General features: G+C 41.1%; 20 protein-coding genes and 1 tRNA gene. 11 read left to right on the top strand and 10 right to left on the bottom strand.

Annotation, left to right across the window (positions count from 1 at the left end):
• Window positions 1–30 precede the first annotated feature (30 nt).
• A complete protein-coding gene (locus BM293_RS03690) occupies window positions 31–1,392 on the top strand; it encodes a hypothetical protein (RefSeq protein ID WP_234968883.1) in 1,362 nt (453 codons plus the stop codon).
• 30 nt (window positions 1,393–1,422) lie between these two features.
• Window positions 1,423–3,216: a complex I subunit 5 family protein gene (locus BM293_RS03685; protein ID WP_093446902.1), complete on the top strand. Its 1,794-nt coding sequence runs from the start codon at window positions 1,423–1,425 to the stop codon at window positions 3,214–3,216.
• Here BM293_RS03685 and BM293_RS03680 read toward each other — a convergent pair.
• From BM293_RS03680 to BM293_RS03670, 3 genes are read right to left on the bottom strand one after another with little or no spacing between them, the layout of a single operon-like run.
• Window positions 3,208–4,407 carry a ChaN family lipoprotein gene (locus BM293_RS03680; protein WP_093446901.1) on the bottom strand — a complete coding sequence of 400 codons (1,200 nt, stop codon included), beginning with the start codon at window positions 4,405–4,407 and terminating at the stop codon, window positions 3,208–3,210. The two genes, BM293_RS03685 and BM293_RS03680, sit on opposite strands and share 9 nt — an antisense overlap.
• Window positions 4,404–4,844, bottom strand: coding sequence for an NfeD family protein (locus BM293_RS03675; RefSeq protein ID WP_093446899.1), 441 nt, complete (start codon window positions 4,842–4,844; stop codon window positions 4,404–4,406). The genes BM293_RS03680 and BM293_RS03675 overlap by 4 nt, the downstream gene beginning before the upstream one ends.
• Window positions 4,841–5,776, bottom strand: coding sequence for an SPFH domain-containing protein (locus BM293_RS03670; RefSeq protein ID WP_093446898.1), 936 nt, complete (start codon window positions 5,774–5,776; stop codon window positions 4,841–4,843). The genes BM293_RS03675 and BM293_RS03670 overlap by 4 nt, the downstream gene beginning before the upstream one ends.
• 103 nt (window positions 5,777–5,879) lie before the next feature.
• Here BM293_RS03670 and BM293_RS03665 point away from each other — a divergent pair, with 103 nt between their 5' ends.
• The 3 genes from BM293_RS03665 (at window position 5,880) to BM293_RS03655 (ending at window position 7,951) form a co-directional block, all read left to right on the top strand.
• A complete protein-coding gene (locus tag BM293_RS03665; protein WP_093446896.1) occupies window positions 5,880–6,380 on the top strand; it encodes a GlcG/HbpS family heme-binding protein in 501 nt (166 codons plus the stop codon).
• A gap of 120 nt (window positions 6,381–6,500) precedes the next feature.
• A tRNA-Ser gene (locus BM293_RS03660) sits at window positions 6,501–6,591 on the top strand.
• Window positions 6,592–6,781: 190 nt separating this feature from the next.
• Window positions 6,782–7,951, top strand: a complete 1,170-nt coding sequence (locus BM293_RS03655) for a tyrosine-type recombinase/integrase (protein WP_159428448.1) — start codon at window positions 6,782–6,784, stop codon at window positions 7,949–7,951.
• A gap of 14 nt (window positions 7,952–7,965) precedes the next feature.
• Here BM293_RS03655 and BM293_RS03650 read toward each other — a convergent pair whose 3' ends face one another.
• The 6 genes from BM293_RS03650 to BM293_RS03625 all read right to left on the bottom strand — a co-directional run bounded on the left by BM293_RS03650 (window position 7,966) and on the right by BM293_RS03625 (window position 12,489).
• Window positions 7,966–8,208 carry a helix-turn-helix transcriptional regulator gene (locus tag BM293_RS03650; RefSeq protein ID WP_093446893.1) on the bottom strand — a complete coding sequence of 81 codons (243 nt, stop codon included), beginning with the start codon at window positions 8,206–8,208 and terminating at the stop codon, window positions 7,966–7,968.
• A gap of 255 nt (window positions 8,209–8,463) precedes the next feature.
• Window positions 8,464–8,964 carry a JAB domain-containing protein gene (locus BM293_RS03645; protein WP_093446892.1) on the bottom strand — a complete coding sequence of 167 codons (501 nt, stop codon included), beginning with the start codon at window positions 8,962–8,964 and terminating at the stop codon, window positions 8,464–8,466.
• A 104-nt stretch (window positions 8,965–9,068) separates the two neighbouring features.
• Window positions 9,069–9,905, bottom strand: a complete 837-nt coding sequence (locus BM293_RS03640; protein ID WP_093446890.1) for a DUF932 domain-containing protein — start codon at window positions 9,903–9,905, stop codon at window positions 9,069–9,071.
• A 125-nt stretch (window positions 9,906–10,030) separates the two neighbouring features.
• Entirely contained in the window at window positions 10,031–10,963 is a 933-nt protein-coding gene (locus BM293_RS03635) for a recombination directionality factor (protein WP_093446889.1), read from the bottom strand.
• 108 nt (window positions 10,964–11,071) lie between these two features.
• A complete protein-coding gene (locus BM293_RS03630; protein WP_093446887.1) occupies window positions 11,072–12,103 on the bottom strand; it encodes a YqaJ viral recombinase family nuclease in 1,032 nt (343 codons plus the stop codon).
• Between the two features lie 35 nt (window positions 12,104–12,138).
• Window positions 12,139–12,489 (bottom strand): hypothetical protein, encoded by a 351-nt coding sequence (locus tag BM293_RS03625; protein WP_093446886.1) that lies wholly within the window; start codon window positions 12,487–12,489, stop codon window positions 12,139–12,141.
• Window positions 12,490–12,728: 239 nt separating this feature from the next.
• Between BM293_RS03625 and BM293_RS03620 the strand changes: the two genes are divergently transcribed.
• The 6 genes from BM293_RS03620 to BM293_RS03595 all read left to right on the top strand — a co-directional run bounded on the left by BM293_RS03620 (window position 12,729) and on the right by BM293_RS03595 (window position 18,495).
• A complete protein-coding gene (locus tag BM293_RS03620; RefSeq protein ID WP_093446885.1) occupies window positions 12,729–13,355 on the top strand; it encodes a hypothetical protein in 627 nt (208 codons plus the stop codon).
• A 33-nt stretch (window positions 13,356–13,388) separates the two neighbouring features.
• Window positions 13,389–14,288 (top strand): PD-(D/E)XK nuclease family protein, encoded by a 900-nt coding sequence (locus tag BM293_RS03615; RefSeq protein WP_143607732.1) that lies wholly within the window; start codon window positions 13,389–13,391, stop codon window positions 14,286–14,288.
• Between the two features lie 412 nt (window positions 14,289–14,700).
• Window positions 14,701–15,564 carry an OmpA family protein gene (locus tag BM293_RS03610; protein WP_159428447.1) on the top strand — a complete coding sequence of 288 codons (864 nt, stop codon included), beginning with the start codon at window positions 14,701–14,703 and terminating at the stop codon, window positions 15,562–15,564.
• Window positions 15,565–15,568: 4 nt separating this feature from the next.
• Window positions 15,569–16,834 (top strand): transporter permease, encoded by a 1,266-nt coding sequence (locus tag BM293_RS03605; protein WP_093446880.1) that lies wholly within the window; start codon window positions 15,569–15,571, stop codon window positions 16,832–16,834.
• Window positions 16,835–16,845: 11 nt separating this feature from the next.
• Window positions 16,846–17,973 (top strand): hypothetical protein, encoded by a 1,128-nt coding sequence (locus BM293_RS03600; protein ID WP_143607730.1) that lies wholly within the window; start codon window positions 16,846–16,848, stop codon window positions 17,971–17,973.
• A gap of 120 nt (window positions 17,974–18,093) precedes the next feature.
• Window positions 18,094–18,495: an endonuclease gene (locus BM293_RS03595; protein WP_093446877.1), complete on the top strand. Its 402-nt coding sequence runs from the start codon at window positions 18,094–18,096 to the stop codon at window positions 18,493–18,495.
• Here the strand turns inward: BM293_RS03595 and BM293_RS03590 are convergent.
• A complete protein-coding gene (locus tag BM293_RS03590) occupies window positions 18,461–23,845 on the bottom strand; it encodes a DUF4011 domain-containing protein (RefSeq protein ID WP_093446876.1) in 5,385 nt (1,794 codons plus the stop codon). The two genes, BM293_RS03595 and BM293_RS03590, sit on opposite strands and share 35 nt — an antisense overlap.
• Window positions 23,846–24,244: the final 399 nt, after the last annotated feature.

Here is a 24,244-nt window from a genome sequence, read left to right as displayed (position 1 = left end):
GTAAAACCTCATCTAAGGCGTAACCTTCTGATGGCGATTATCTGCTGGTGGTTTGCCATTGTCTTGCAGGGGCTGTCGCCGCACGCCATTGCAGACGCTTCAGTCACGGGTCTTACGCCAAGTTTAATCCTCGGTGAAAGTATTCAACTGACCTTACGCAGTGACAATACCCACGCCGAATTTGACCGCATGGATTTAACCCCGCTGCAGGCTTATTTTCATATTCAAGTGCGCTATCCCGCTGTTGATCGGGTGCGACTGACCTTGACGCCTTACCAGCCTGGTTTAATTACCACGCCGGCCTTGCGCAGCGGTACTTTGCGTTTACCCGCGCAACGTTTAGAGGTGTTGCCTAATCCTTTAATCAAATTACATTGGTCGGACGCGCCAGCACACGGCTGGTTGGGTGACTGGTGGAGCCAGCACTTGGATATTGAATTAGTCGATGAAGGTTTGAGCTTAAATGTGCAGATGCCGGAGCAAGCAGGTTTGGAGAGTGCGCCCTTAGAGCGCCTATCTAATCAGCAGGCGCGTTTAATTTGGGCGCAGCGTTTAGATGAAGAAGGTGAGTTTGTACGCAGTGCGCCGAGTTTAAGAGTTAGTACTAGACAAGGCGGCGGAGTATGGCAGTTTTTTGCGCCGCCACAAAGTGTGCATGTGCGTGCGCGCCCAAGTTATGTTCCGCCCAGTTTGTCTTCGGGTCCCCTTGAGTGGCATTGGCAACGTCCCAGTATTATGGTCAGTGGTCGGGTGTATGAACTTTACACCCATTGGAGCGCGGTAGATATGGATTATTTTCCGCCTTTAGGGAGTCTGTTGCAGCAGCAATTAACTTCTGAGCATCAACCAGAATGGTTGTTTCAGCGGCGTGAATCACGTGTGCAGTGGCAAGAGGAGGGCCGAGTTCTTTCACAAACTTGGGTACAACCTTTCAGGCTGGATGGGGTGCGTTGGGGCTATTATGCGCCGGTGAGTTGGCTGTATTTTGATCGCCACACCCAGCAGCTAACTGAAAAAACTTTGCCCGCGCAGTTTTTTATCGCCTTGCCAATTTGGTTATGGATGTTACTGGCATTAGTGGGACTATTAGCAGGCCTACTGATCCTTGCTGTGTTGGTTTGGCTGATTGTGCGAGGCTATAGTCATGGGCGTTTGTGGTCTATTATGCGTCAACCGATTCATTCGCCGCAACAGGCGCAAGACTGCTGGCAGTCGTTATTGCAATGGTCGCAAGCGCAAAAATTTGGCAGACCGGCGACCCAGCAGGCCTGGTTAACCGCCTATCAACAACGTTTTGGCAAACCTTGTCATTACCAACAAGCGATTCTTGCTTTGCGCCCTTGGTTATATGCGCCGCAAGCTGACAAGCCTTCACCAAATCAGCTACAATAAATTTACTTTTCATAGCAGATGTGGTGACAGATGAACCTGATGATGGCATTGTGGTTGTGGCCGCTGTTATTGACAATCAGCTTATTAATTCCGGCCACCAAAAAATATACCGGCAGCCTTATTACCCTTGGCCTTATCCCTGCGGTATTGTTATGGTTTGCGCAACTGGGTTTGCTGGCCCCTGTCATCTCTCCGCTTGATGCGCTTTATCTTCCTAGCTTTTTGCTTGGCTTACATTTGGTATGGCATGAGCTGTCATTTATCTGGCTGAGCTTTAGCATCATTATCTGGGCCTTAGTGGCTTGGCATAGTCACTGGGTTAAAACAGATGATATTAGCTATCCGTTATTTATGAAACTGAGTTTAGCGGGCAGTTTAGGGCTGGTCGTGGCCGGTGATGCGCTAAGTTTTTATCTGTTTTTTAGCTTAATGAGCCTAGCGGCGTGGGGGTTGGTGGTCCATGAACGCACTGTGCACGCAGAGCGGGCAGCTAATTGGTATATCATGCTGGCTATTCTGGGTGAAATTCTGTTATTCAGTGGCCTGTTGCTACGCGCGGCAGAATTGGGCACCACCGATTTAATGGTATGGTTAACTACCCCATCCGGTGCCTGGGGCATGGCACTAATTGCCTTGGGTATGGCGGTGAAATTAGGTGTGCCTCTGCTACATGTTTGGTTACCCTTAGCCTATACTGCAGCCCCCATTCCGGCCAGTGCCATTTTATCGGGCGTGATGATTAAGGCCGGCATTCTTGGGTTGTGGATTTTATTACCCAGTTTGGCCATGCCACTCAGTGAAACCGTGTTTATGGCACTTGCCTGGTTAGGTGGGATTGCTATGCTCTATGGGGTGGTGATGGGGTTAACCCAAACCGACCCTAAAACCGTGTTGTCTTATTCAAGCATTAGCCAAATGGGTTGGTTGATTTGGGGGCTAAGTTGGGTATGGCAAACGCCCGACCCGCGCATTTGGGTGCTGTGGGTGGCCTTGTTTGCTTGGCATCATGCCCTGGTGAAAAGCGCGTTATTTATTGGTTTAGGTTGGTATAAATTTGCCACGACCATGACACTACGTTATGTCGCCTTAGCAGGCCTGGTGCTGTTAGCTTTGGTGTTAGCGGGGGCACCCTTAACCGCGGGTGCTTGGTTGAAATACGGTATGAAATTATCCAGTGAAATGGAGGCCGTGGTCGCAACCTTACCGCTCTGGTGGTTAAGTATTGCCTCTGGGGCCACTTTGTTGTTAATGATGCACTTTATTCGGCGTTTGCTTAAACAGCCTTGGTCACTAGGTTTGCCGGGCGCACAATTTAAGTGGTCTAAAGCCTGGAATGATGCGGGTGCATTCAGTGCTTGGTTATTGGTACTTGGCATTATCATGCTTTGGCCATTATTGTTACTGGCCGGTGGCTTTACCCAAGCGATCAGTACGCATAATTTAGCATGGCAAACCTTGGCGCCGGTGAATTTGGCTTATGAGCAAATGTTGCAGCAGGCCTGGCCACCTCTGGTATTAGCCTTAATGATAGCCTTAGCCTGGCGGATTCGGATCAATCGGCAATTTGAGTTGCCCGCAGGCGATGTATTAGTCGTTTATGAGTGGTTAGGTGAGCGTTTGACACAGCATGTTGCGCAGACAGGCAGGCGGGTGTTAGCCGTTTTGCCAGCCAAGCCAGTCACAAAAGTTTGGGTATGGCTCAAACACCCTACAATGCATGACATTATTCACACCAGTAAAACGGTCAGTTGGCTAGGTTATTTACTGGCTTGGCTTACATTGTTAATTACCCTATTGCTGGTCATAAGTTGGCCGTTAATCTAGTGTTAGCTCAATAGTTAGGGTGTGGTTTTCAACTTGCTTTTTATTATGGTTTTTTGAAATGGGTCGATTGATTTTAAGTTGCACCTGTTGATCTGGCTGAGTTTGATAAAGCGCTAACATTAAGTCACTGAAGTGACGAATCGGTTGATGATTAAACGCAATAATGCAGTCACCCACTTGTAAACCGGCCCAATCGGCGGCACTGTCGGCAATGATTTCACGTAAGCAGGCCTGGCCCTGTGGGGTAATATGGCTGCCAATTCGACCATGTGCCGGTAAAGCTAGCTCGTCAGTGAGCAAAAAACCATCAAATCGACCCGATTGCCATTCCTCGAATGGACCATTGGCTAAGCTTAAGGTTTGCCCAGCTAAACTGGGCAGATGGCGCAGCATATCGCCGATAATTGCCTGTTGATAATCTAAATGAAATTGGCCGGCTATGACTAACATGCGAGTGTTTGGGTTGGCTCTAAGCCAAGCGGCAGCATTTGCGGCCATGGTTTCGTCCCAAGTCCGTTGTGCATGGATAAAGTTATCGGTGTTGGCGTGTTCAGCCAAGTTTTGACCAAAAAAATCTCGTAGCCGCTGTTCATGGTCAGGATGGGGTGGATGAATCTTGGGCAATTGCACACGTTGTTCATGGCTTAGACTATCCAGCCCTTCACGGGCAATCTGCCGGGTGAGTTCAGCGGGCGCATTCAGCGCTAAGACACGAATTTGATGATCGCGTGCATACTGCATCAGTGGTTGCAGCAAGCGCCAATCATAACGCCAACGAGAAAAGTATTCGGTGCGTTGTAATAATTCGCCTTCATCTAAACGTCCAGCAATATAGCCATCAACCCAGGCTTGAAAGGGCGCCTGAAACCACTCCACACCCACCGCGAGCGCGGATGTGTGTTGATGCATCAGGTGTAATAATTCAGCTTGGATTAAATGGTCACTGAGGCGGTTGTGAATTTCGCCATGAAAAATAACCTGATAATCAGCAAGCTTATTGATTAAGCCTTGCCAGTCATCTGCCTGGGTAAAATCCACAACTTCTGGGTTAAAGGGCAGGGTGATTAGGTTTTGTTGCGCCGCTTGTTCAAGTGGACTGCTGAGTGGTGTGTCAGCCATACCGCCCCCAGAGATAGCCAATAGCAGGCCTGCTAGTAATGAGGTGACGAGTGGTTTAAGTCTGGTGGTCATTCAGGCTCAATCCAGGCCTGGTTGAGTTCAATTTTAGTGACGCGAACCCGTTGGCCCTCTTGCCATTCGGCCGGTGGATTGGCAACTTGCCAGTGGGTGCCGTGATAAAACACCATCCAGGTATCATTGTGCAAGGAGAGCTTGCCTATGCCGCCGGTTTGGTAGGTGACTGAGATTTCTTCTTTAGCGTTGCGCTTGGCAATTACTTTATTACGCAAAGCGAATAGCAGTACCGAGCCGATGGCAAAAGCAAAAATGAGTTGAATTTCGCCATACTCAAAATCAACTACAAAACTAAGCAGGCCGACTACAATTAAACCAATGCCAAACCACATCAACATAAATAAACCGAGCAGCATTTCGACACCGATGAGCGCAAAACCCAATGCAATTAGCGCCCAGCTTGGAATAAGGTCGAGCAGGCCTAGTGTAATCATTTAGACGCTCCCGTAGTGTTGCCAGTTACAACGCCCGCTTGGGTGAGCACGCCTTGCAGTACCGATAGGGCACCAACCAGTTCAGTGGCTTCATAAGGAATCACCACCTTGTTGGCCGAATCACTAGCGGCAATGCCTTCCCAGGCTTTAATACGGTCTTTGGCCAGTAAGAACTCGGCTGCGTTAGGGTTAGATTGCATCGCTTGTGCTAGCATCACAATGGCTTCTTGCTGACCTTGCGCCAGCTGAATCTGTTCATAACGCATTGCATCGGCTGTACGCTCAATGGCCTCGGCTTCTTTGAAGGCTTTTTGGCGGTCACCTTCAGCCTTCGCAATGGTGGCATTTTTTAAACCTTCCGCCTCCGTTTCGGTGGCTCGACGTTCACGCTCAGCCCGTAATTGCAGTTCCATGGCGTGTTGAACCGCTTCGGGTACAGAGATGTCAGAAATTTCCACGCGCGTGACTTTAGCGCCCCAGCCGCCTGATGCATTATCTAACGCAATCATCAAGGTGGCATTGAGTGTGTCACGCGATGACAGGGTATCGTCTAAATCCATCTTACCAATTTCTGAACGTAGGGTCGTTTGTGCCAACTGGGCAAGGGCGTGTTTGAGATCAAGAATCTCGTAGGTGGCATGTTCAGCATTATTGACGCGCATAAAAACTAAGCCATCTATAACGATACTGACGTTATCGCGGGTAATCACCTTTTGAACAGGAATATCTACAACTTGTTCTTGGGTACTAAACTTTGAGCGCACGCGATCGACCACAGGAATAATAAAATTAAGGCCACCGTGCAGGGTGCGATGATAGCGGCCCAGACGTTCAACAACTTGCAACTCCGCTTGTGGCACAATCTTGATACCTGAGGCGAGGTAAATCACCACGACAGCGAGCAAGATAAGTGTAAAAACTGTGAAATCCATGGTTCATCCTTAGTTTTGGCAGTGAGTATCAGAGATGGATAGTGCTAGAATTACATTGTTATTTCATAACACTAATATAAATATAAATCATCTTGGAGGATGTATGTTGAAACAATCATTAAAATCGTTACTGGTGGCATCAGGCCTGGTTGTGGCGATGGCGCCTGTTGCTAATGCGCAGTCTTTAACGGTCGATGTACCGCGTTTAACGCTTGAAGTGAATAACAAAATTGCGATGGAAACCATTAAGGCTTGTGAAGCTAAAGGTATTCCAGTATCGGTTACCGTGGTCGATCGTAATGGAATTATTATGGTGCAGATGCGCGACTCGATGGCACCACCTGTGTCTTTACCAATTTCTCAGAAAAAAGCCTATACCGCGGTGATGTTTAATGCCAATGGGTCACAATTGACGAGCCAAGCGGAAGGGGCCTTGCCAACCTTGGGTGAAGGCCTTGCCTTTATGGCCGGTTCAGTGACAATTTCGGCTGGTGGTCGTTTATTTGGTGCCGTTGGTGTGAGCGGTGCGCCAGGTGGCGATATTGATGAAGAGTGTGCGGTTGCGGGTGTTGAAGCGGTTCAAATGGACCTTGAAATGATGTAAATCCAGCTATTGGATTTAAACTGGGTTTTATAGGTATTACAGCCGGGTTGAATTTATTTCGCCTGGCTGTGTTGTTTCATAGACAAGGGCAAGCTTAGCCGTTATAATTCGCGCACCTACGGAGAGCTGGCTGAGCGGTTGAAGGCGCACGCCTGGAAAGTGTGTATAGGTTAATAGCCTATCGGGGGTTCGAATCCCCCGCTCTCCGCCATTACACTTTAATCAACCCGTTCCAAACGGGTTTTTTTATGCCCAAAACCACCGTATTTAAAGGCTTTAAGGCCAATTAATATCTTTTTAACTGTATCATTGCATTTCAAGAAAAACCTATACATCTCACAAAAAAATGAGTATAAATGTGAGTATAGAATATGGTTGAGTACAGAAAATGTGAGTACAAAATGTTAAACAATACACAAATCAGAAATTTTAAGCCTAAGGATAAGCTTTATAGAGAAACAGACTCTCATGGTTTAGTCATGGAGATTAAGCCTAATGGTGTTAAAGCCTGGCGATATAGGTGCCGGATAAATGGTAAAGCGACCATGTTGTCTTTGGGAACTTATCCCAGCGTTTCATTGGCTGAAGCGCGTCGAGCGCGAGATGATCTAAAAGAGCAAATCAAATTAGGTTTTGATCCCCGGGAGCAGGTAGAGGGGTGTGTTGTTGAAAAAGTTGAAATCAAAACTTTTTCTGATATGTACCACGAATGGTACGAACATAATCTTGAATCTTGGACGGATGGTTACGCTAAAGATTTAGATGAGCGTTGTCAGAATCATTTATTACCTTTTCTAAGAGATAGAAGTATTGCTGAAATAACGGCAATGGATATGCTTGAAGTTTTCAAGCGCATAGAATCACGCGGTACTTTAAATATGCTCAAAAAAGTTCGAGGATACGCCAGTCGAGTGTTTCGCTACTCCGTGGGAATGGGGGTTTGCCCATTTGACCCGACGCGTGATTTACCACAGGACGTATTCAAAAAGGAAAGTGTTAAGGCTTTCTCACACATTACTTCAAAGCGTGACCTTGCTGTCGTACTCAAAAAAATTAATGCCTACGAAGGCGGTTTTAGTGTGCGCATGGCGTTAAAAATAGCACCTCATGTTTTTTTGCGCCCAAGCGAGTTGGTTTCAATTAAATGGGAAAATGTTGACTTTGAGCATAAACTTATACGTGTTGAAGCGCAAAAAATGAAAATGAAGCGCGAGCATCTAGTACCAATGAGTGATTATGTTGCTTCTGTACTTAATGAATGTTTTGAAGTTAAAACGACAAGCCAATTTGTCTTTCCGGGTCAGCGTTCCTTAACTCGCCCGATTACGCCGGATAGTTTGCGCGTTGCACTTAGGTCTGTTGATATAGGTCCCGATGTCTTAACTACACATGGCTTTCGACATACGGCCAGCACCATGTTAAATGAAATGGGCTGGCCTGCCGATGCAATTGAGAAACAACTTTCCCATGAGGAGCGTAATAAAATACGCGGTGTTTATAACAAAGCTGAATATCTTGAAGAACGAAAAAAAATGATGTCAGCTTGGTCTAATTTTTTGTTGACACTTTAGTTGAATTGAATAGCTCACAAGTGAAGATGTTCAAATTCATCGCGATCGTAATTTTTGCTAGTTTGCTGTATAATCCATTGTTCAACTTCTGATAAAACCCAGCGAACACTTCCTGGACCAATTTTTTTAGGTTTGGGAAATGTTGGGTCATAACCTTTTGCTGTTGGTTTTAATTTTCTGTAGATTGTGCTTCGGCTAAGAGCCAGTTTCTTAATGAGATCTCTTAAAGTCAGTAAATTAATATTTGAATTATTCATTTGAATGCTTCCTTTTAAAAATTAAAAAAATAAATTAAACACTAACAAGTCCATCCGAACTTGACGGGTTCTAGTGTGTCGAATTGAGTGAAGAAGAGACACTACCCGATCCAACTTGCTTAAGAATTTTGGTAATCTATACGTATTAATTAACTGATTTTTTAGCGTATATACTTGTTTTTCCGTGAATTGATTTGTTTAAAGCCATAGTGGTTAAAATATAATTTCAACCACTATCTACGGATTTATTTAAGCCTAAACCTCACCCCGCTCAGCCATAGACACATACCCCTCACGGCCAACGATGACATGATCCATGACCCGCACCTCAACCAAGCGCAGTGCTTGTTTAATGGTTTGGGTGATGGCTCGATCTGATTCACTGGGTGTCGGTTTACCGCTTGGATGGTTATGAACTAAAATCATGGCCGCCGCATTGCAAGCTAATGCCAGTTTGACCAGCTCACGGGGATAGACACTGGCTTGATTAACGGTGCCTCTAAATAGTGGTACGTATTTAATCAGTCGGTGTTGCTGATCTAGGCACAGTACCCCAAACACTTCATGCTCTAAATCCTGCAATAGATTTTGAAGATACTCATAAGTGGATTGGGGCGACGTGAGCTCCACCCCTTTTTTAAGCGCTTGTTTGGATAAATAATTCGCCATGGCGATGATGGCTTTAGGGGAGAGGGGTTGATTAGCCTGATAATAGCCAGTAAGCTCGTCCACTTGAAAAGGCTTAGGAATTGACATGGTTGTTCTCCTGAATGTTAAGATTGATACGCATGCTGAGATAAGAGTTCGATAAGGCTGAACACAAGGTGAACAGCCCGTTAGGATTGGAGTTGTGATAAGGGTTAAGCAACGTTTGGCAGGGCAAGATGCGCAATCTGACCTTCTTTTAACTTGGAAAAAGATTCAGTCAACTGCCATAAAGCACGATTGAGTTTGACATCTTCGCTCACCGATTGGATAGGGCGGGTGCGGACATTGCGCCCATTAGAGGAGCGACCGGCTAATCCACCTTTGAACAGGTTTTCTTGAACACGGTTAAAGACTTTCCACAGACTCGATTCGTGATCCTCAGTTCGACGAACGGTTAAAAGATCATCGGGGCTAACTGGACTGCTATAGCGCCAGTCATTGCCATATCGGAGTGTTAAAGCAGCGGTGGCATAGAGTCGCGCTTCGGCTTTAGAGATCAGGGTAGCCCTGTAGTGATCAACCGCCTGGTTAATGTGTGGCACCTGTTCGAGTAGGTTAAGGCTGCCATCTAAAATGGAATCGACAATATGCTTACCGTGTTTAACTTTGATGCCCCCTAAATCACCGGTTTGAGTCACCATGCCGTTTGAACAGGCCAGCCTAAACAAGCCTAAATCGAGTTGATAGGCGGCGGTGCGGTCATGCGAGTTGGTTAAAACAAGTTCGGCTAAACAATCGCCCACCACCAATTGGCGGTCAGGGTCTTGTCTAAAGCGAATCATGTGTTTGGTGACAGCACGTTTAGCTTCATCACGCACATTAGTTTGTAACGCCCGTACCGGATACCAGCCTTCATGCTTTAAGGCATCCACCACATCAATGGTCGGCACAAAGCCATAGCGTTTTGATACCTGGTTATCGGGTTGCGTAGCAAAGGCAGCTGGGGCAAGTTGGTGAAGTTTTTCAGGGGTTAAGATGGTCATAGCCATGATAGGTTCTCCTTTTAAAAAACAAAATAAAAAACCCCTTCGCCATACACCATGACAAAGGGGTTAACGATAGAAGTGTTGTAGTAACGTTTAGATAAACGTTTGTTTAATCAAAAATGCGCTGATTAAGCACTTAAGGCTTGCGCCTGCTGATCAATTTTGTCGGCCAAGCTTGGGCGATTGCGCTGTGACGCTGCATAGTTTTGTTGTGCACTAAAGCTCGGATTGGGGTGTGGTGAGGACGTGTTATCAGATTGAGCGGGGTAAAACTCTTCGACAATGGCATCAACATCGTCCTCCGCCTCCTCAAACGCACCGTTGTTAAAACCTTGTTGTGCAGTCTGATCTAATGCAGCTTGATTAAAGCCGGCGGAAATACGTTGTTGTTCAATTTCACTGGCTTGATTAAGGGTTTGTTCTAGTGTCAGATCATCACGCAGGGTAATATCGGCATAGAAAATGGGCTGCCCAAAACTTTGCCGAGTGGATTTACCACGTAACTTTAAAGCTAAGGGCAAACAGGCCAAGCGCCCGCCTGATAGCGCATTAAAATAATGTAACCGAGCCACCAGGGTTCGGATGCTATTAAAGCCGGTGGTGCGAAAGATAAAACTGCTTAAAGGGTCATCATCACCGACAATGACATTTAGCCGACCATAGGGCTTACAGTGGCCGTTAGCGCCGATGTCGCAGGCCTGTGGACTGGGACAGGGCAGGGTGTCAATACCAGAGGCTGTGGTACGTTTACAGGTTTCGCCATTGCCGACACATACTGGGCGTGCGGTATTGCGATCAAATAAACTGTACTGAACACGGCAGTTTAAATCGGGTTGGTTAAAGAGCAGTTGAATCGGGATGGTGCGTAACTTGCCTTGGGCAGAGGTCTCGCGCAATTTTTTATCTAGTGGATGCAAAATCCAGCCCTCACGTCCTTGCATTTGGGTAGTGAGGGTAAATTGATCATCCTTTTGGGGTAGGCGTTTGCCGTCTTTTTCAACGACCTTGCCAATACTAATGCGCCCAATGACAGGCGGGGTAATCGCTAGACCCTTAATCATTTCAGGACTCCTTTAGAAAAATGGGTATAAAAAAGCCCCTAGACCGCTAACCGGCAGGGGCAAAGACAGAACAAAACAGAGTGAATATTGCGTTAAAACGAAGTTAAGTTAAGCGGCTTGCACTAAAAACCGCCGCGAACCGGCTGAGGTTTGAACGTAAGCCGCGATCAATTCAGGATGCTCGGCTTTTAAGCGTGTCGTATCAATACGGGTCGAGGGTTTAGCCTGTTTCCAGCTTACTCGCCCGTTTTGAAAGAGTGCCACGGATGCGTGTCCCATTTCTTGTTGGATCTGGTGTCGCATCGAGGCTTCTTGATCTGAAAGTTGGCTGATTTTAGACCGAAGCTCAATTAACCGATTAAAGGTGTCAGATAAAACGGCATCTTGCCTAAAATCCACCGTTTTAGTGTTATCTGTTGGGAACAACCAACGCAAAGCTTGACCGGCAGAATCCGAACTATCCGCCGGTGGAGGGGTGTCAGTTTCAACAAACTTCCAAAAGTGTTGCTCTAACAAGGCGATTTTTTCAATCATCGCTTCATTGCGCTCAATCCGGTGAATCTCTAATTTTTGCCCGCCAAGCAATACCGCAACATCCGCCGCCTGTTGACCGGTGACCGCTAACTGATGCATCACCTGTACTTGCACATATTCCGGCACACCCTCACGCCAAAGTTTGGCTCCGTTTATGCCGGCAGTTTTACACTCCAATACCTGTACCTCGTCCTGCCCGACAATCTCACGATCTAAATTAGCTAACATCCAAGGTTTAGTGGGGTGGCGTAACACCGAATTAACTCGACGGACTTTAAACCCTGTGCGCAAGGCATATTGCTCTGCAACAATCGGCTCTAACACTGTACCCCAATGCAACGCACTATCCTGACTGGGTTCATCATTCGAGGCTTCTGTCGGTGTCCGACCCGTTTTCTCCATCCAAAGCTCTAATTGCGATTTATAGGGGTTTAAGCCAATGGCTGCGGCGGCATCGGAACTGCCAATCCCTTGTTTACGATAGGCCAGCCAATCAGACCGATCCAATGTTTTAGTATCCACCAATCGTTCTGCGCCGGCATAACGGCGTACTAGCTTAACAACGGGTTCTGGGGTTGGGTGCGGTTGCTGTGTTAATGCACTCATGTTATTTCTCCTAATTTTATCAAAATAATGGTGTGTTAATCTTGTGTTGAAAACGCATAGCCACAATCGAGGCATTGGCGGTTGTCAAGCAAGTGTCGATCTATTTCCTGACCTAATTTGGCACCGGCCAAGCCACCCGCTGCGGCACCGGCCAGTCCACCCAATACCGCTCCTGCTAAGAGCGATAAAGGATAGGGTGGTGACGTGGGAGCAATTTGCGACAGCCCGGCACCCAAAATGACGCCGGTTTTAGCACCCGCCCACATACCACTGGCACCACTCATACCACCGCCAATCATGCCGACCATGCCGCCGAATTTTTTTGCTCTATGCTTAGACACGCTGTTATGGCTGCCACATTTTGGGCAGGCCGAAAAATGAGACATATACCCTCCTTAGATGAGTGAATCTTTAAAGCAAGCCGGTTAGCTTGTCATAGAGGTGATATGTATTTGAGATTGCTTTAAAGGAAGCATTTTTTGAGTTTTATTTCCGTAGGGGGGTAAAATACTAGCCTAAAAAGCTACGTTTTAAGAGTGTAGTTGGGGTAAACTGGCCTAGCTATAGTTTATTTTTTATTACTTGAATGACTATTCATAAGTAGTAGTTAATAAGTGGTTTCAAAATGAAAAAACCTCAGACAGTCAAAGGATTAGAGGAGTTCGAGCGTATTCGTTTGTCCGAATCTTTTTACATGCGTGATTTTCTTTATAGTGAAATAGCCAATTTTTACGGTATTCAAAATATGCCTGACTATCCAGAGATTGCTATAGAAGCGTGTTCTGAGCTCTGTAATACATTGTTGGAGCCTCTAAATAAAACCTTTGGTCGTGTCACTATTTTTTCTGGTTATCGGTCGCCTGAACTTAATCAATTTTGTAATGAGAAGAAGCTTAATTGTGCGTCTAATGAAAAAAACTATGCTGGACATATCTTTGATTACCCCGACCAAAACGATCATATTGGTGCTACGGTAAGTCTTGTCATTCCGTGGTTTGCTGATAAGTATGAAAATGGAGCTGATTGGCGGGCTTTGGCCTGGTGGATTCATGACCATTTACCTCATTGTGGCTTGTACTTTTTTCCAAAACTAGCAGCTTTCAACATTACTTGGCACCAAACCAACAAAGCTAAGGTGATTAAAAGTTATATTGCACCGAAGGGAATTTTGACAAAGCCAGGTATGGATAATTATGGGGGTGATCATTCAGGCTGGTATGCGGACCTTAACTTCCCCGCATTTAAGCACTAATGAAATACTTTATTTGTTGATTTGTAGGAAAGCGTGAAAGATCAAAACAAGTTTTCATACCTGACGGAAAGAGATATCGACCTCTTATTGCTCGAGGAGTTCAATGTCAGTCAGTCACTTTCCCAATGGCTTTATTGCCGTGTTTTTGGTACTAGAAAAGAAGTACCAAGATGTATGGGCACATGGCATTCAGTTACAGACTCGCAATTTGGTGAGTCTGATCTAGTTGTGTTGTATGAAAATTGTGAAGCGATCCTAATAGAAAATAAAATAGATGCACCCGCGCAGCCTGAGCAGGCTGCAAGATATCGTCTTCGTGGCAAAGCAGGTGCTGAAATGGGCAATTGGTTGGCATTTAAAATTTGCATTATTGCTCCAATGCGATATTTAGATCACAACAGTGAAGCTCAACTTTATGATATTGGAATAAGTTATGAGGAAATAAAAGAGAGGTTAGATTTAGAGGGCACAGCGCGTTCTAGCTATCGTGCAAAAGTTTTTGAAGAAGCTATTCAACAAAATCGACGAGGTTACTCACCAATAGCGAATGATCGTGTAACACGCTTTTGGTATCAATATTGGGAATTAGCTTCAGATGAGTTTCCAGCGTTAGAAATGAAGCGTCCAGGTATCAAGCCTGCCAAATCTGACTGGCCAGAATTTCGACCAAGCTTATTGGGGAAGAATCTAACTATTGTTCACAAAATGGCACAAGGTTATGTCGATTTACAGGTTAGTGGTGCATCTGAGCATATTGAAGAAATTCGGTCTCAAATAAATACATCAGATTATGAAGTGGTTGCCGCTGGTAAGTCAGCTGCAATCAGGTTTAACACCCCAAAAGTTGATAGGTTTGATGATTTTGAGATTCAGAGGACAAAGGTTATGAGTGCGCTCGAATGGGCAAACATATTGTTAGATGTTGGAAAGTAATGGTAGGCGCACAATTAGGCTTAAGCGATAATTGAAATTAAATTTGAAATCAAACTTCATCTGTATCCATTGATTAAGGCAAAAGCAAATATCAAAAAAGTAAATTAAAGTATTGTTATTTGTAAAAAAACAAGTGTTGTCAATATTTTAAGTATGATAAAAGATTTATAAATATGAGTTCTGGTTAACTCAAATCAAATTAAAAAATTAAAATCAAAGTTGTGATGATAAATAGAGATATTAAAAGAAAGGGATATTATCCTAAATAAGATAATCTGAAAGAAAGTAGAAAAACTATTAAAGATAAAATTTTCATTGAAAAGATTAACTAATTTTTAAAATTTTTTTAAATTTATAACAACAAAAATCAAGCGGAAAAAAAGTGATAAAGTTATTAAAAAAACTACTACTATTGGCAGCGGCATTATTCTTTACTGGTTGTGTAAATAACCCAAAAATAATTCCAGTGGATGACGAGGTGAAAAATAAAACAACTAAAAATATTTCAGAAAAAGCATTAACTAAAAAAAACTTTGATTTTGTTGCAAAAGTGGAAAAAGAAAATGAAGTTCAACAGGAGATAAAAAAAGAAGAAATTGATTTTATAAAAATTGAAAGACTGATTGAAAAAGATAAAGAATTAGTTTTTGAAGAAATCACTTTGGATGGTTATGAGTTTAACAGCAAAACAGTCTATCGTCTAACAATGAAGAATACTGTAAACTTCAATACGAATAGCGCTGAGTTAAGTGAGGCTGTAGAGGAAAAAATAAATACTTTTGCAAATATTTATCAAAACTACTTTAGTGATCAAAAAAAACTACTTTTAGTTGGGCACACAGATTCAGACGGCACTATAGAATACAATGAATCGTTAGCATTGCGGCGAGTTGCAAGTGTTGCTAACCACTTAAAGAAAAATGGACTAAGAGAAGAGAATTTGATTTTATTAGGAATGGGGCCTCATAGGCCTGTTGCGCCAAATGATTCAGATGAAAATAAATTAAAAAACAGACGAGTTGAATTTTATGTTTCAAGCTCCTTGAATCAAATTAAGAGAGTGATAGAAAATCTTCCTTGTGAAACCAGTGAGTGTCAAAGAAAAGATTTAGGGTTTTATTCTGTCCCGCAAAGTCTAGATACAGAATTTGAATTAATTGAAAATTTAAGTTTAAAGCCAATACTTCGTAAGAGTTTAATAAAGGATTTAGGATATGTGATTCGAGAGCCACTAAATTTTCAAAAAATTATTAGAGAGCAGATTATTAATAGGTGAAAAGATGAGTATAGAGACAGTTAAAAATGAAGTAAATGATTTTTTGAGAAATGTGCCTTTTGTGGATGAAAAAATTGCAAGCAATATCAAAAATCTTGCATTGAAAGAAGTTGCCTTAAATAAAGATATTGGATATATTCCATTAGATAAAAATAATTGTACGCCTGTAGCAAGGGAAAATATTTTAACTGTTATAACAGATAAAATATTTACGTTTGAGAATGATTATAAAAGAGTTAAGGGGAAATTAAAGCAAAAGATAGAAAATCTTGAGTCACATGATTTTGACAAAGAGTTTTTTGATGTAAATGAAAAGAAAGAAGCACTTATTAATAAAAAAGTTAAAGAGCTTAAGGATGATAAAAATTATCAAGCTACTAAAAAATCCTACGAGGACAATCTTGACTTTTATGAAAAAATGAAGCTCGAAAATAACAATAAACCGCCTAAAAAACATGCTACTTTTTTATACATTATTGGTATTGTCTTCGTTGGAACAGCCGAATGGTTCATAAACTATCCAACGTTTTCTGAAAAGTATGTTCCTTTTGTTGCAATGGCGTTTACACTTCTTGCGGCTGCTATATTTGCAGCATCAAGCCATTATCATGGTGAATTTTTTCGGCAGCTACCATTAAGAATTAGTTCAAAACAAAATAGAAATGAACGAAGGTATGATCTTCTTTGGATTGTGATAATCACAATATCATTAGTTGGTGTGTTGTGGTGGGTATCAGCAGCAAGGTATGCTATGTTGTACGAAGAATATAGACCACTTATTGAATCAGATGCTGCATTCCTTATTGGTGGTGTTGACTCCGTAAATGCATATAAATCTGAGCTCAATTCTCTTGTATTTCAAACTGTCTTTGCAAATGTTCTTGTTTGGTTTGTTGGTGTTATTTGGAGTTATTTAATCCATGACAAGGTGCCCAATTACCAATCCGTTTATAGTAGTTACTTAAAAGCGACAGCAGAGTTTAATAAAAAAGAAAACCAAATAAGAAAAGAGCTTATTAGTACAGGTCTTGAATTTGATGGTGAATTAGAGAAAATTGAAAAGAGAAGAATTGAAATCAAATCTCAAATAAATGTCCTTAAAGATTTAGAAGATAACATAGATCATCATTTTAATTCTACCAAAGCTTTACTCTTGACAAAGCTGGAAAACTTACTTGTTATGTATAGAATGGAGCTTTGTCAGGTTTCATTAAATAATGGAATTGATAAAATTGGAAGTTTTTCAACAAAAGACTACGCAAATTTATGAGAGTTTATAACATGAAGATTATATTTTTTTTTCTATTTACATTTTTTTCGCTAAACGTTTCAGCTTTTGTAAACACAAGTTCATTTGATTATTGTTCTAGCACACCAGACAGGAAAACTATTTTTTATATAGATATTTCTTCAATCAATAAAGATGATAATTCATGGGCAACAGAGTTTCTCAATAAAACTAATTTTTTGCCAAGAGAGAAGGTAGAGATTTTTTTTATTGACACTTTTAATAATGTTATCATTGAAGGTATGACTGAAGTTTGTTATCCAGATTTATCTGATTCTGACATTGCTTTAGAGAGGGAGTCTAGATCACGAATTTCAAGATTTTTTACAAATGACATTGAAGAATCCATTAAGCGAGATCAAAGACTTTTTAATTCTAGATTAAGATCTGTTTTAAGTAATGCTTTAAGACTTGTAAACGAAAATGAAGGTCGTGTACCTTCCTCTAATGTTTTGAATTTATTATCTTTTGAACAATCCCGATTTAGTAATCAATATTTTAACCGTGTAATTATCTACTCTGATTTTAATAATTCTAATTTTGAATCTTTGTTGGTTGGTAATTATGAAGAATTGAATTTACCATTAAAATTTTCCGAAGTTTTCATATATGGTGTTAATTCTAATTCAGTTTTGTCTGACAGTAGGTTCAAAATTCTAACTAATTCTGTTTCTGATCTTTTAAAGAGAAATAATATTACACTTTCAAATTTTTCACTAAATCTAAATTTAGGAAATCAATCATTTGAGGGTTTGAACACCTGGCAGGGTCTTCTTGCTGATAGAGACGGCAATAATGCATTAATAAGGCTTAGATTGGTTGAAGATATAAATCAAAATTTTTTTTCCAGTTGGATGTTTGTTAATCAACTCGGCTATGTATCTATTACTGGATCAAAAATTTGTACTCAACAAAATTGCTCATATAGCTTGGTTTTAAATGATGATTTAAATCCATTGAAAAGGGATGATAAAGTGGATCTAATTTTAATCGATCACAACAATTTGAGTGGACAGATAACTGCTCCTGATGGTTTGCATAAGATTATGCTTGAGGATGGTACACTTGTAGATGTCATTTATAATGTCAGTTTTGAAAAGTCATCAAGTTCGAGATTTTAATTATCTTAACTTATTTTTTTATTCAGGGTTCTAAATTACTTATAGCTTTAATTTGTTAATACTAATTTTTACTTGATTTTAAAGTATTGGCTTTTTTTGTCCTATTCGTAACGAGCTTTTATGCGGTATCGGCTAACTTTTAAACGAGCTAAAATTGAGTCTAAGCAACTCGTCTATTTTGACCGCCATCAAATCTGTGATGAGTTTTACTGTGGTTGTAATTGGGAATGGGTTGGTCGTTCGGGTGGTCGAGTTAATCATGCCTCTTGCGGTTATCAAGTACGAGCGCAAGAAGTCCGGGCTGCACGAACCGAATGGGAACATATCGTGCCAATTAGCTCAGTCGGTCAGCAGCGCCAGTGCTGGCAAAACGGTGGTCCTCAAAACTGTCAGCGCACCGACCCCGTCTTTAATTTAATGGAAGCGGATATGCACAACCTCACCATTTCGGTGGGTGAGCTGAATGTGTCTGTCCACTCCCATTACATTAGAACAGCTCAATATTTATTACTTGAACCCTGACATCTCTGTTAGATAAAGAATAAGAGACTATTTCGTCTACTTCGCAGCCTTCTAATGCAGAACCTAAAGGGCTTTTAAGACTCAGTGTGGTGTACCCATCAAGTTTGATGCTTGAGTCATCAGTTGTTTTTTGAAGCCAAAACTTTACTAAAGCGCCTGCTTTTGGGCCATCCAGATATCTCACTGAAAATCTTGAACCCAGTTTAATATATCTATCATTATTTTTTGAATTCGTTGAATATGTGGGTGACTCTGCTATATTCAGTTTTTCATTTTCAATTTTAGAGTTTTCAATGTAAGTAATTTCATTGGAATTGGCTGTTTCAGGAATATTTTCTGTAAGTATAGACAGCTTTTCTTTTAAATAAGTTTTTAACAATTCTCTGCAACCAAGAGGATCTCTGAGCCAATCTGTTGACCAAATTCTGTATAAGTTCCAACCAAGCCTACTAAGAACTTCCTCCCTTAAGCGATCTCTATCACGTGCACTCTTTGAGCTGTGGTAGGTTGCCCCATCACACTCAATACCACATATATAACCGAATGGATAACTTGGATGCTTAACACCAATATCAATAAAGTATGAAGAAACACCAACCTGTGGAATTGCTTCATAGCCTAATGACCTAACCGCCTCAATAACATGATCTTCAAATGGACTGTCGGAGTTTCCAGCGCGATCATGATTATGGGCTACTTCACCAAGACATTTAGTGGCTGAGAACTCCAACCAGCGTCTTAGTAATGTTGCGCCTTCGTTAGTAGATGAAGGGTTAAAGTCAGACAGAGGAATTGATGAGAATGTAACAATTTGTTCTTTAGCCCTAGAAAATAAGACATTTAAGCGTCGTTTACCTGCTGGACCATTTATTGGACCAAATCGCTGATAAAACTTGCCTTGAGGGTCGCGACCATAGACTGTTCCAACAAAAATAACATCTCGTTCGTCTCCTTGGACATTCTCAAGATTCTTAACAAAGAACTTCTCAAGACCTTCATTAGTACTAGACCAATACTCTAAATAATCAGAGACTTTCTTGTTTGTTTCGGCTTCACGTAATACGAGAGTCTCTAGTTGCTCCATTTGGCTTTGGTTCATCACAGCCACTCCCAATGAGCGTTTTGGATTGTCTTTCATGAACTGTGCGATAGCCTCTAACATTACTTGGGCTTCAGCAGGGTTAATTCCTCTCTGAAATGTCCCGTTCACCTGAACAAGGCTTATTCCAAGCCCTTGGGTTGTTGGATGTGGAGAAGGAAAAATAACCAATTCATTGTCATAAACATAATGATTCGAGAAGGCAATCAAGTCCTCATGCTTGGAACGATAGTGCCACAATAACCTATGTTTTGGATGAAATTGAACATTCGCTAATTCTAGGATAGATTCTTCAGATGTTGTCACATCTTCGTCCTCGTCTTCGTCAACCGCTAGACCTTTAAAGAAATTGGTTGGAGGAAGTTGGTTTGTATCACCTGCAATTAATGCATTCTTACCTCTCATTAATGCACTAATTGAATTTTCTGGTGTCATCTGAGAAGCTTCGTCAATAATTATCAAATCGAATAATGTAGTCCGGGGTAAGTGTTGCGCTACAGCAGTTGGCACCATCATCCAACATGGAAATAATTCTAATAGCGCTCCTTGAGCTCTTTTAAGAATTTTACGCGGTGGAGTTCGACGTTTTTTCTGAAGCTCATGCGTTAAAAGAGAAACATCGGTATATTCAGATTTACGACCATAAGAAACACCCATTGGGGGGGTTGCGTGAGCAATTGCATTATTGGTTACTTCTTGTGGTGCAATCTCAATGATACTTCTGTCTAGCTCTTGGAGTTTAGATCGCGCAGAATTCAGTGAAATGCCATCAAATTGCATCAAGAGCGCCCCGTAGTCTTGTTCAATTTGATCACATAAACTTGATACTATCGCAGCTTTAGCAGTTGTAAAGATCTTTCCTTTTAAATTAAGCCGTTCAATCCTTTCAACCAATTGATTGAGACCTAGATTACTAGCTTCATTGAAAATTGACCGTCTTACAATTAGGCTATTTAGTCCTGCTTGGTCGCTGCGATGGTCATCTAAAATATTAATTATTTTACTCAAGCCCAGTTTTTCATTGGGAGTGTTAACTTGCTTAGCTTCCAAGAGTGTTTCAAAGGTACTTTGGATTTTTGATATTACTTCGAAATGGTCTGAAACCATTTGGAGAGCCTGATTACCTTCCTCACTTAAAATCAATCCAATAGATGATTTGGACATTGAAGAGTAATCTTCATAGGAGGCTAAAATTTGCGATGTATAGTTGTCATCTTCAAAGTCAGGCCCAAGGATTTCTAATAACTCAGATCGTTTTAAAAATAGAGCCATTGCCTTATCACTTGCTTCAATAAGGGTAAAAAATTTGCTACAAGAAAGGTTTCCAAAGGCTAGCAACCGTTTTTCGGCTTCTTCTAACTCCTCTAAAGAAGAATCTAATTTTTGAAGTTGGTTAATTGAAGCTTTATTTTGCTCAGCAATGATATCCCACGAAACGGGCTTCACTTCAATTTTATTGAATAATTCGATACAGGGTTTAAGCATTTCGCTATCAATAAGTTTCAGTGCTGATAACTCAGAAAGGCCTGACTGCTCAGTTCTGGCTTGCAACTCATCAAGCGCTAATAAAAGTCTAGTAAGCCTATTTTCAACCCTTGGGTTTAATGATTCAAAATGTTCAGAAAGTTCTAGTTTTATCCAGGTTTTAGAGACTTCTATAACTTCTTCAAGTTTATTAAGTAGTGTTGTTTTTGAGTCGTTCTGGCTAGCTTTGGATAACAACTTAACAGTATCAACTTTAGCTTGTTTGATTTTTGATGATAGGAAAGAAAACAAACCTCCACTATGAATTGTTTCATGTAGGCTTCTTAAAAGATCGAGAGAAGGTAATTCTGGTTCTTTTAGAATATGAGCTGCTGTACGATATAGTGACTTCGCTCTTCTAATCTCATTTCTTGCCTCTGATACTCCAACCGTTCGAAGAAAAGCATTAACATTTTTAATATCACTTTCATAATCTAAAAGAGAACTGCTTGCCAAAATTTGCATAGGCGTAATATCAAGTGATATCTGCTCGCACAAACTCTTTTGGAGATCAACTAACTTTTGTAAACTTTTACTTTGATCAAGAACAGATTGTCTGGTTTTTGCAACAACTCCTGGAACGACTTCCTGTATGTCAAACTCACTTGCAAACTCCTGCAAACCTTGTATTTGTTTTTTACTTTGGCTTAATGAGACCAACTGGCTATTTGATAAGCTCAACCGCGACTTAACATCATCAAGTTCTCTATTGACTTTAATTAAATCAACTAAGAGTTCATACGTTTTATTGCCACCTAAGTGAGTGACTAAATCATGAACTTTTCTTAGGTATATGCTTCTAGAGGCTTCTTGAAGTTCATACTGAATATCTTTAAAAGAGTTATCTAAGTATAATTTAACAAGTTCTCTAGAGTTTTCATCAAGTTTAGCTATAGATGATTCAATCTCAACAATCGCTTCTCTAGCATTTATTAATGCCGCATTAATCTTATCAGTTTTCAGATTTGTGGCTGACGCATCAAACCAAACGCTATTCTTTGGAATATTAGTTTCAGATAATCGACGGTACCACTCATCAATTTGGGAGGCAACTGAATCAAGGTCCTTTGGTGAAAAGGCGTTGATAAACTTATCAGGGTCAACCTTTACCGCTCTAAGTTCGATGGGGAGTTCTTTGATTTCAGCTGCATTGGATATGGCCAAACCAAGAACTTGGTGAACATTCATTCCTGTTCCTAAAACAGGTTTGGTTAAGAGCTCAATATATGAAGACAACTTGTCCCTGTGCAACTCAAGTTGTTGCTTAAGGCTTCTCAAGTCTTTGGATTTATTTGACGGAGCGAGGTTTAATCTATTTTCAACCGCTTTATAAAACTCATCAGAACCACCATAACCACCCATCAATGGAAGAACAAACTGGTCAAGACTAAGTGCCTGTAATCTTGATAAAACAACTTCTAGTGCAGTGACTTTTTGTGCTACGAAAAGAACACGTTTGCCAGAGTAAATAGCATTTGATATGGCATTTACAATAGTCTGACTTTTCCCTGAACCAGGTGGTCCTTCTAAGGCGACATTTTCATTATTGGCAACTTTTAAAAGAGCAATAAATTGGGAGGAATCTGCATCAAGAACAATATGTGGAACGAGCTCTTTTCCAACATCTGATTCCACATCTGATTCAGAAAAATCTAAGCCACCTCCTGAAACACTCGACTTTTTACCCACCATTAATTCAGATACAATTGGAAACTGAGAAAAATCACATTTTTCTGTATCTAAATCATAGTAGAGTTCAATGCCTTGGAAAGGATAAATACCAAAAGTTGCCTCCCTAAGAACTTTCCACTGCATGTTCTTAGGTTTTAGATTTGCTAATTTTTCAAATAATTGTTCAACGTTAACATCTTCATCATTAAGTAGATTTTTAACGCTTGAAAGATCTAGTTTTGCTTCAACATTTAATTTATGTTCTAAAGAAGGATTTAATATAGGGTCAGAAAGTTTTGTAACAGAATAAGTTTGTCCAATATTTGATTTAAGGCACTTCAGTGTTACTGGCAACAGTAACACTGGGGATTTGAACTCTTCCTGCTTATCAGTATTTGGTAGAGTCCATTTTAAATAACCTAGTGCAATGTATACTACATCCAACCCTCTTTCTTCGTTATACATCTTTGCTTTGCTTAAAATTCGATCTAGTCTTGACTGGAATGTTTTGGGCAGAAGTAAAGTTTGTAGGTTATCATCCTCAAAACGATCATCACTAGCTACTGCATCAGTATCAGGCAAAGAGCTTGAAGGATTAATCCCATGGGATTTAGCATGATTAATTAGGTCTGAATATTGTTCTGATTTAGGTCGAGGTGGCATTTCAAGCTGTTCTCGAACTCTATCTTTAAGATCTCTAATTGCATTTTCGTGTTTATCGATAGCTTTTTCATCATACTCAAAGTCAATTTCATCAATGACTCTTAAGTAAGCTTCATCAGTGGCTTGTGCGCTTTGGAAAGCATTTTTGAATTCAGTGGTGTTTTCATCTAGGGGGTCGATATCAACAGGTGGTAACGGTATAAGGTTCAATGATCTGGATTCAGAATTTATCCCATCAAAAATGTTTTGAGGCTTCTCATCGACAATTCTTATGAATGTTGCCGACTTTGCATTTAAGACATTATTAATAAGAGGGTTCCGACGGGACGTATCTTGTAATTTTGGGCGTAATGCTTCAATTCGTTCTTTGATTAAGTTTGAAAAACTGTCCATTAAGATACGTCCTGGATATGGCGTTTAAAAATTTTTTGTTGCTTATATTACCGATTCTTATAGAAGCGCACGTATCAAACGATACTGTATTTGAGATGTTTTGGCTACTGATTAAGAGCACTGCAACGTGCACTGTTAGAGGCTAGCTCTTTAAGATTGTAGTGGAAAGTGCTAAAAAAATACAAAAAAATAATGATTTCTTAACTTCAAAAAATGGAAGATATTTTTCCAAGCTATAGTGAGTTTAATTTCAATGGAGAATAACACAAAGGCAAGCGTAATGTACAACAGACAAGTAATCGTTTTGTAATGACAACATATCTCACTAAAGTTTTTCAAAAAGCCAATTACCAGACAGTTCTGTTAATATAAAGCTTATCAACATCGTATTGGTCTTGT

The organism is Thiomicrospira sp. ALE5 (genome assembly GCF_900112445.1).
Taxonomy (GTDB): domain Bacteria; phylum Pseudomonadota; class Gammaproteobacteria; order Thiomicrospirales; family Thiomicrospiraceae; genus Thiomicrospira.
The sequence above is the reverse complement of the archived record's forward strand: the minus strand, read 5'-3'. Positions and strand labels throughout refer to the sequence as shown.

Excerpts from the sequence above, each read along its gene's own strand:
- BM293_RS03605 (WP_093446880.1), top strand. The coding sequence starts at position 15,569 with ATGAGTATAGAGACAGTTAAAAATGAAGTAAATGATTTTTTGAGAAAT.
- BM293_RS03645 (WP_093446892.1), bottom strand. The coding sequence starts at position 8,964 with ATGTCAATTCCTAAGCCTTTTCAAGTGGACGAGCTTACTGGCTATTAT.
- BM293_RS03655 (WP_159428448.1), top strand. The coding sequence starts at position 6,782 with ATGTTAAACAATACACAAATCAGAAATTTTAAGCCTAAGGATAAGCTT.
- BM293_RS03685 (WP_093446902.1), top strand. The coding sequence starts at position 1,423 with ATGAACCTGATGATGGCATTGTGGTTGTGGCCGCTGTTATTGACAATC.
- BM293_RS03625 (WP_093446886.1), bottom strand. The coding sequence starts at position 12,489 with ATGTCTCATTTTTCGGCCTGCCCAAAATGTGGCAGCCATAACAGCGTG.
- BM293_RS03680 (WP_093446901.1), bottom strand. The coding sequence starts at position 4,407 with ATGACCACCAGACTTAAACCACTCGTCACCTCATTACTAGCAGGCCTG.
- BM293_RS03675 (WP_093446899.1), bottom strand. The coding sequence starts at position 4,844 with ATGATTACACTAGGCCTGCTCGACCTTATTCCAAGCTGGGCGCTAATT.
- BM293_RS03650 (WP_093446893.1), bottom strand. The coding sequence starts at position 8,208 with ATGAATAATTCAAATATTAATTTACTGACTTTAAGAGATCTCATTAAG.
- BM293_RS03670 (WP_093446898.1), bottom strand. The coding sequence starts at position 5,776 with ATGGATTTCACAGTTTTTACACTTATCTTGCTCGCTGTCGTGGTGATT.
- BM293_RS03620 (WP_093446885.1), top strand. The coding sequence starts at position 12,729 with ATGAAAAAACCTCAGACAGTCAAAGGATTAGAGGAGTTCGAGCGTATT.
- BM293_RS03635 (WP_093446889.1), bottom strand. The coding sequence starts at position 10,963 with ATGATTAAGGGTCTAGCGATTACCCCGCCTGTCATTGGGCGCATTAGT.
- BM293_RS03630 (WP_093446887.1), bottom strand. The coding sequence starts at position 12,103 with ATGAGTGCATTAACACAGCAACCGCACCCAACCCCAGAACCCGTTGTT.
- BM293_RS03690 (WP_234968883.1), top strand. The coding sequence starts at position 31 with ATGGCGATTATCTGCTGGTGGTTTGCCATTGTCTTGCAGGGGCTGTCG.
- BM293_RS03640 (WP_093446890.1), bottom strand. The coding sequence starts at position 9,905 with ATGGCTATGACCATCTTAACCCCTGAAAAACTTCACCAACTTGCCCCA.
- BM293_RS03600 (WP_143607730.1), top strand. The coding sequence starts at position 16,846 with ATGAAGATTATATTTTTTTTTCTATTTACATTTTTTTCGCTAAACGTT.
- BM293_RS03665 (WP_093446896.1), top strand. The coding sequence starts at position 5,880 with ATGTTGAAACAATCATTAAAATCGTTACTGGTGGCATCAGGCCTGGTT.
- BM293_RS03590 (WP_093446876.1), bottom strand. The coding sequence starts at position 23,845 with ATGGACAGTTTTTCAAACTTAATCAAAGAACGAATTGAAGCATTACGC.
- BM293_RS03595 (WP_093446877.1), top strand. The coding sequence starts at position 18,094 with ATGCGGTATCGGCTAACTTTTAAACGAGCTAAAATTGAGTCTAAGCAA.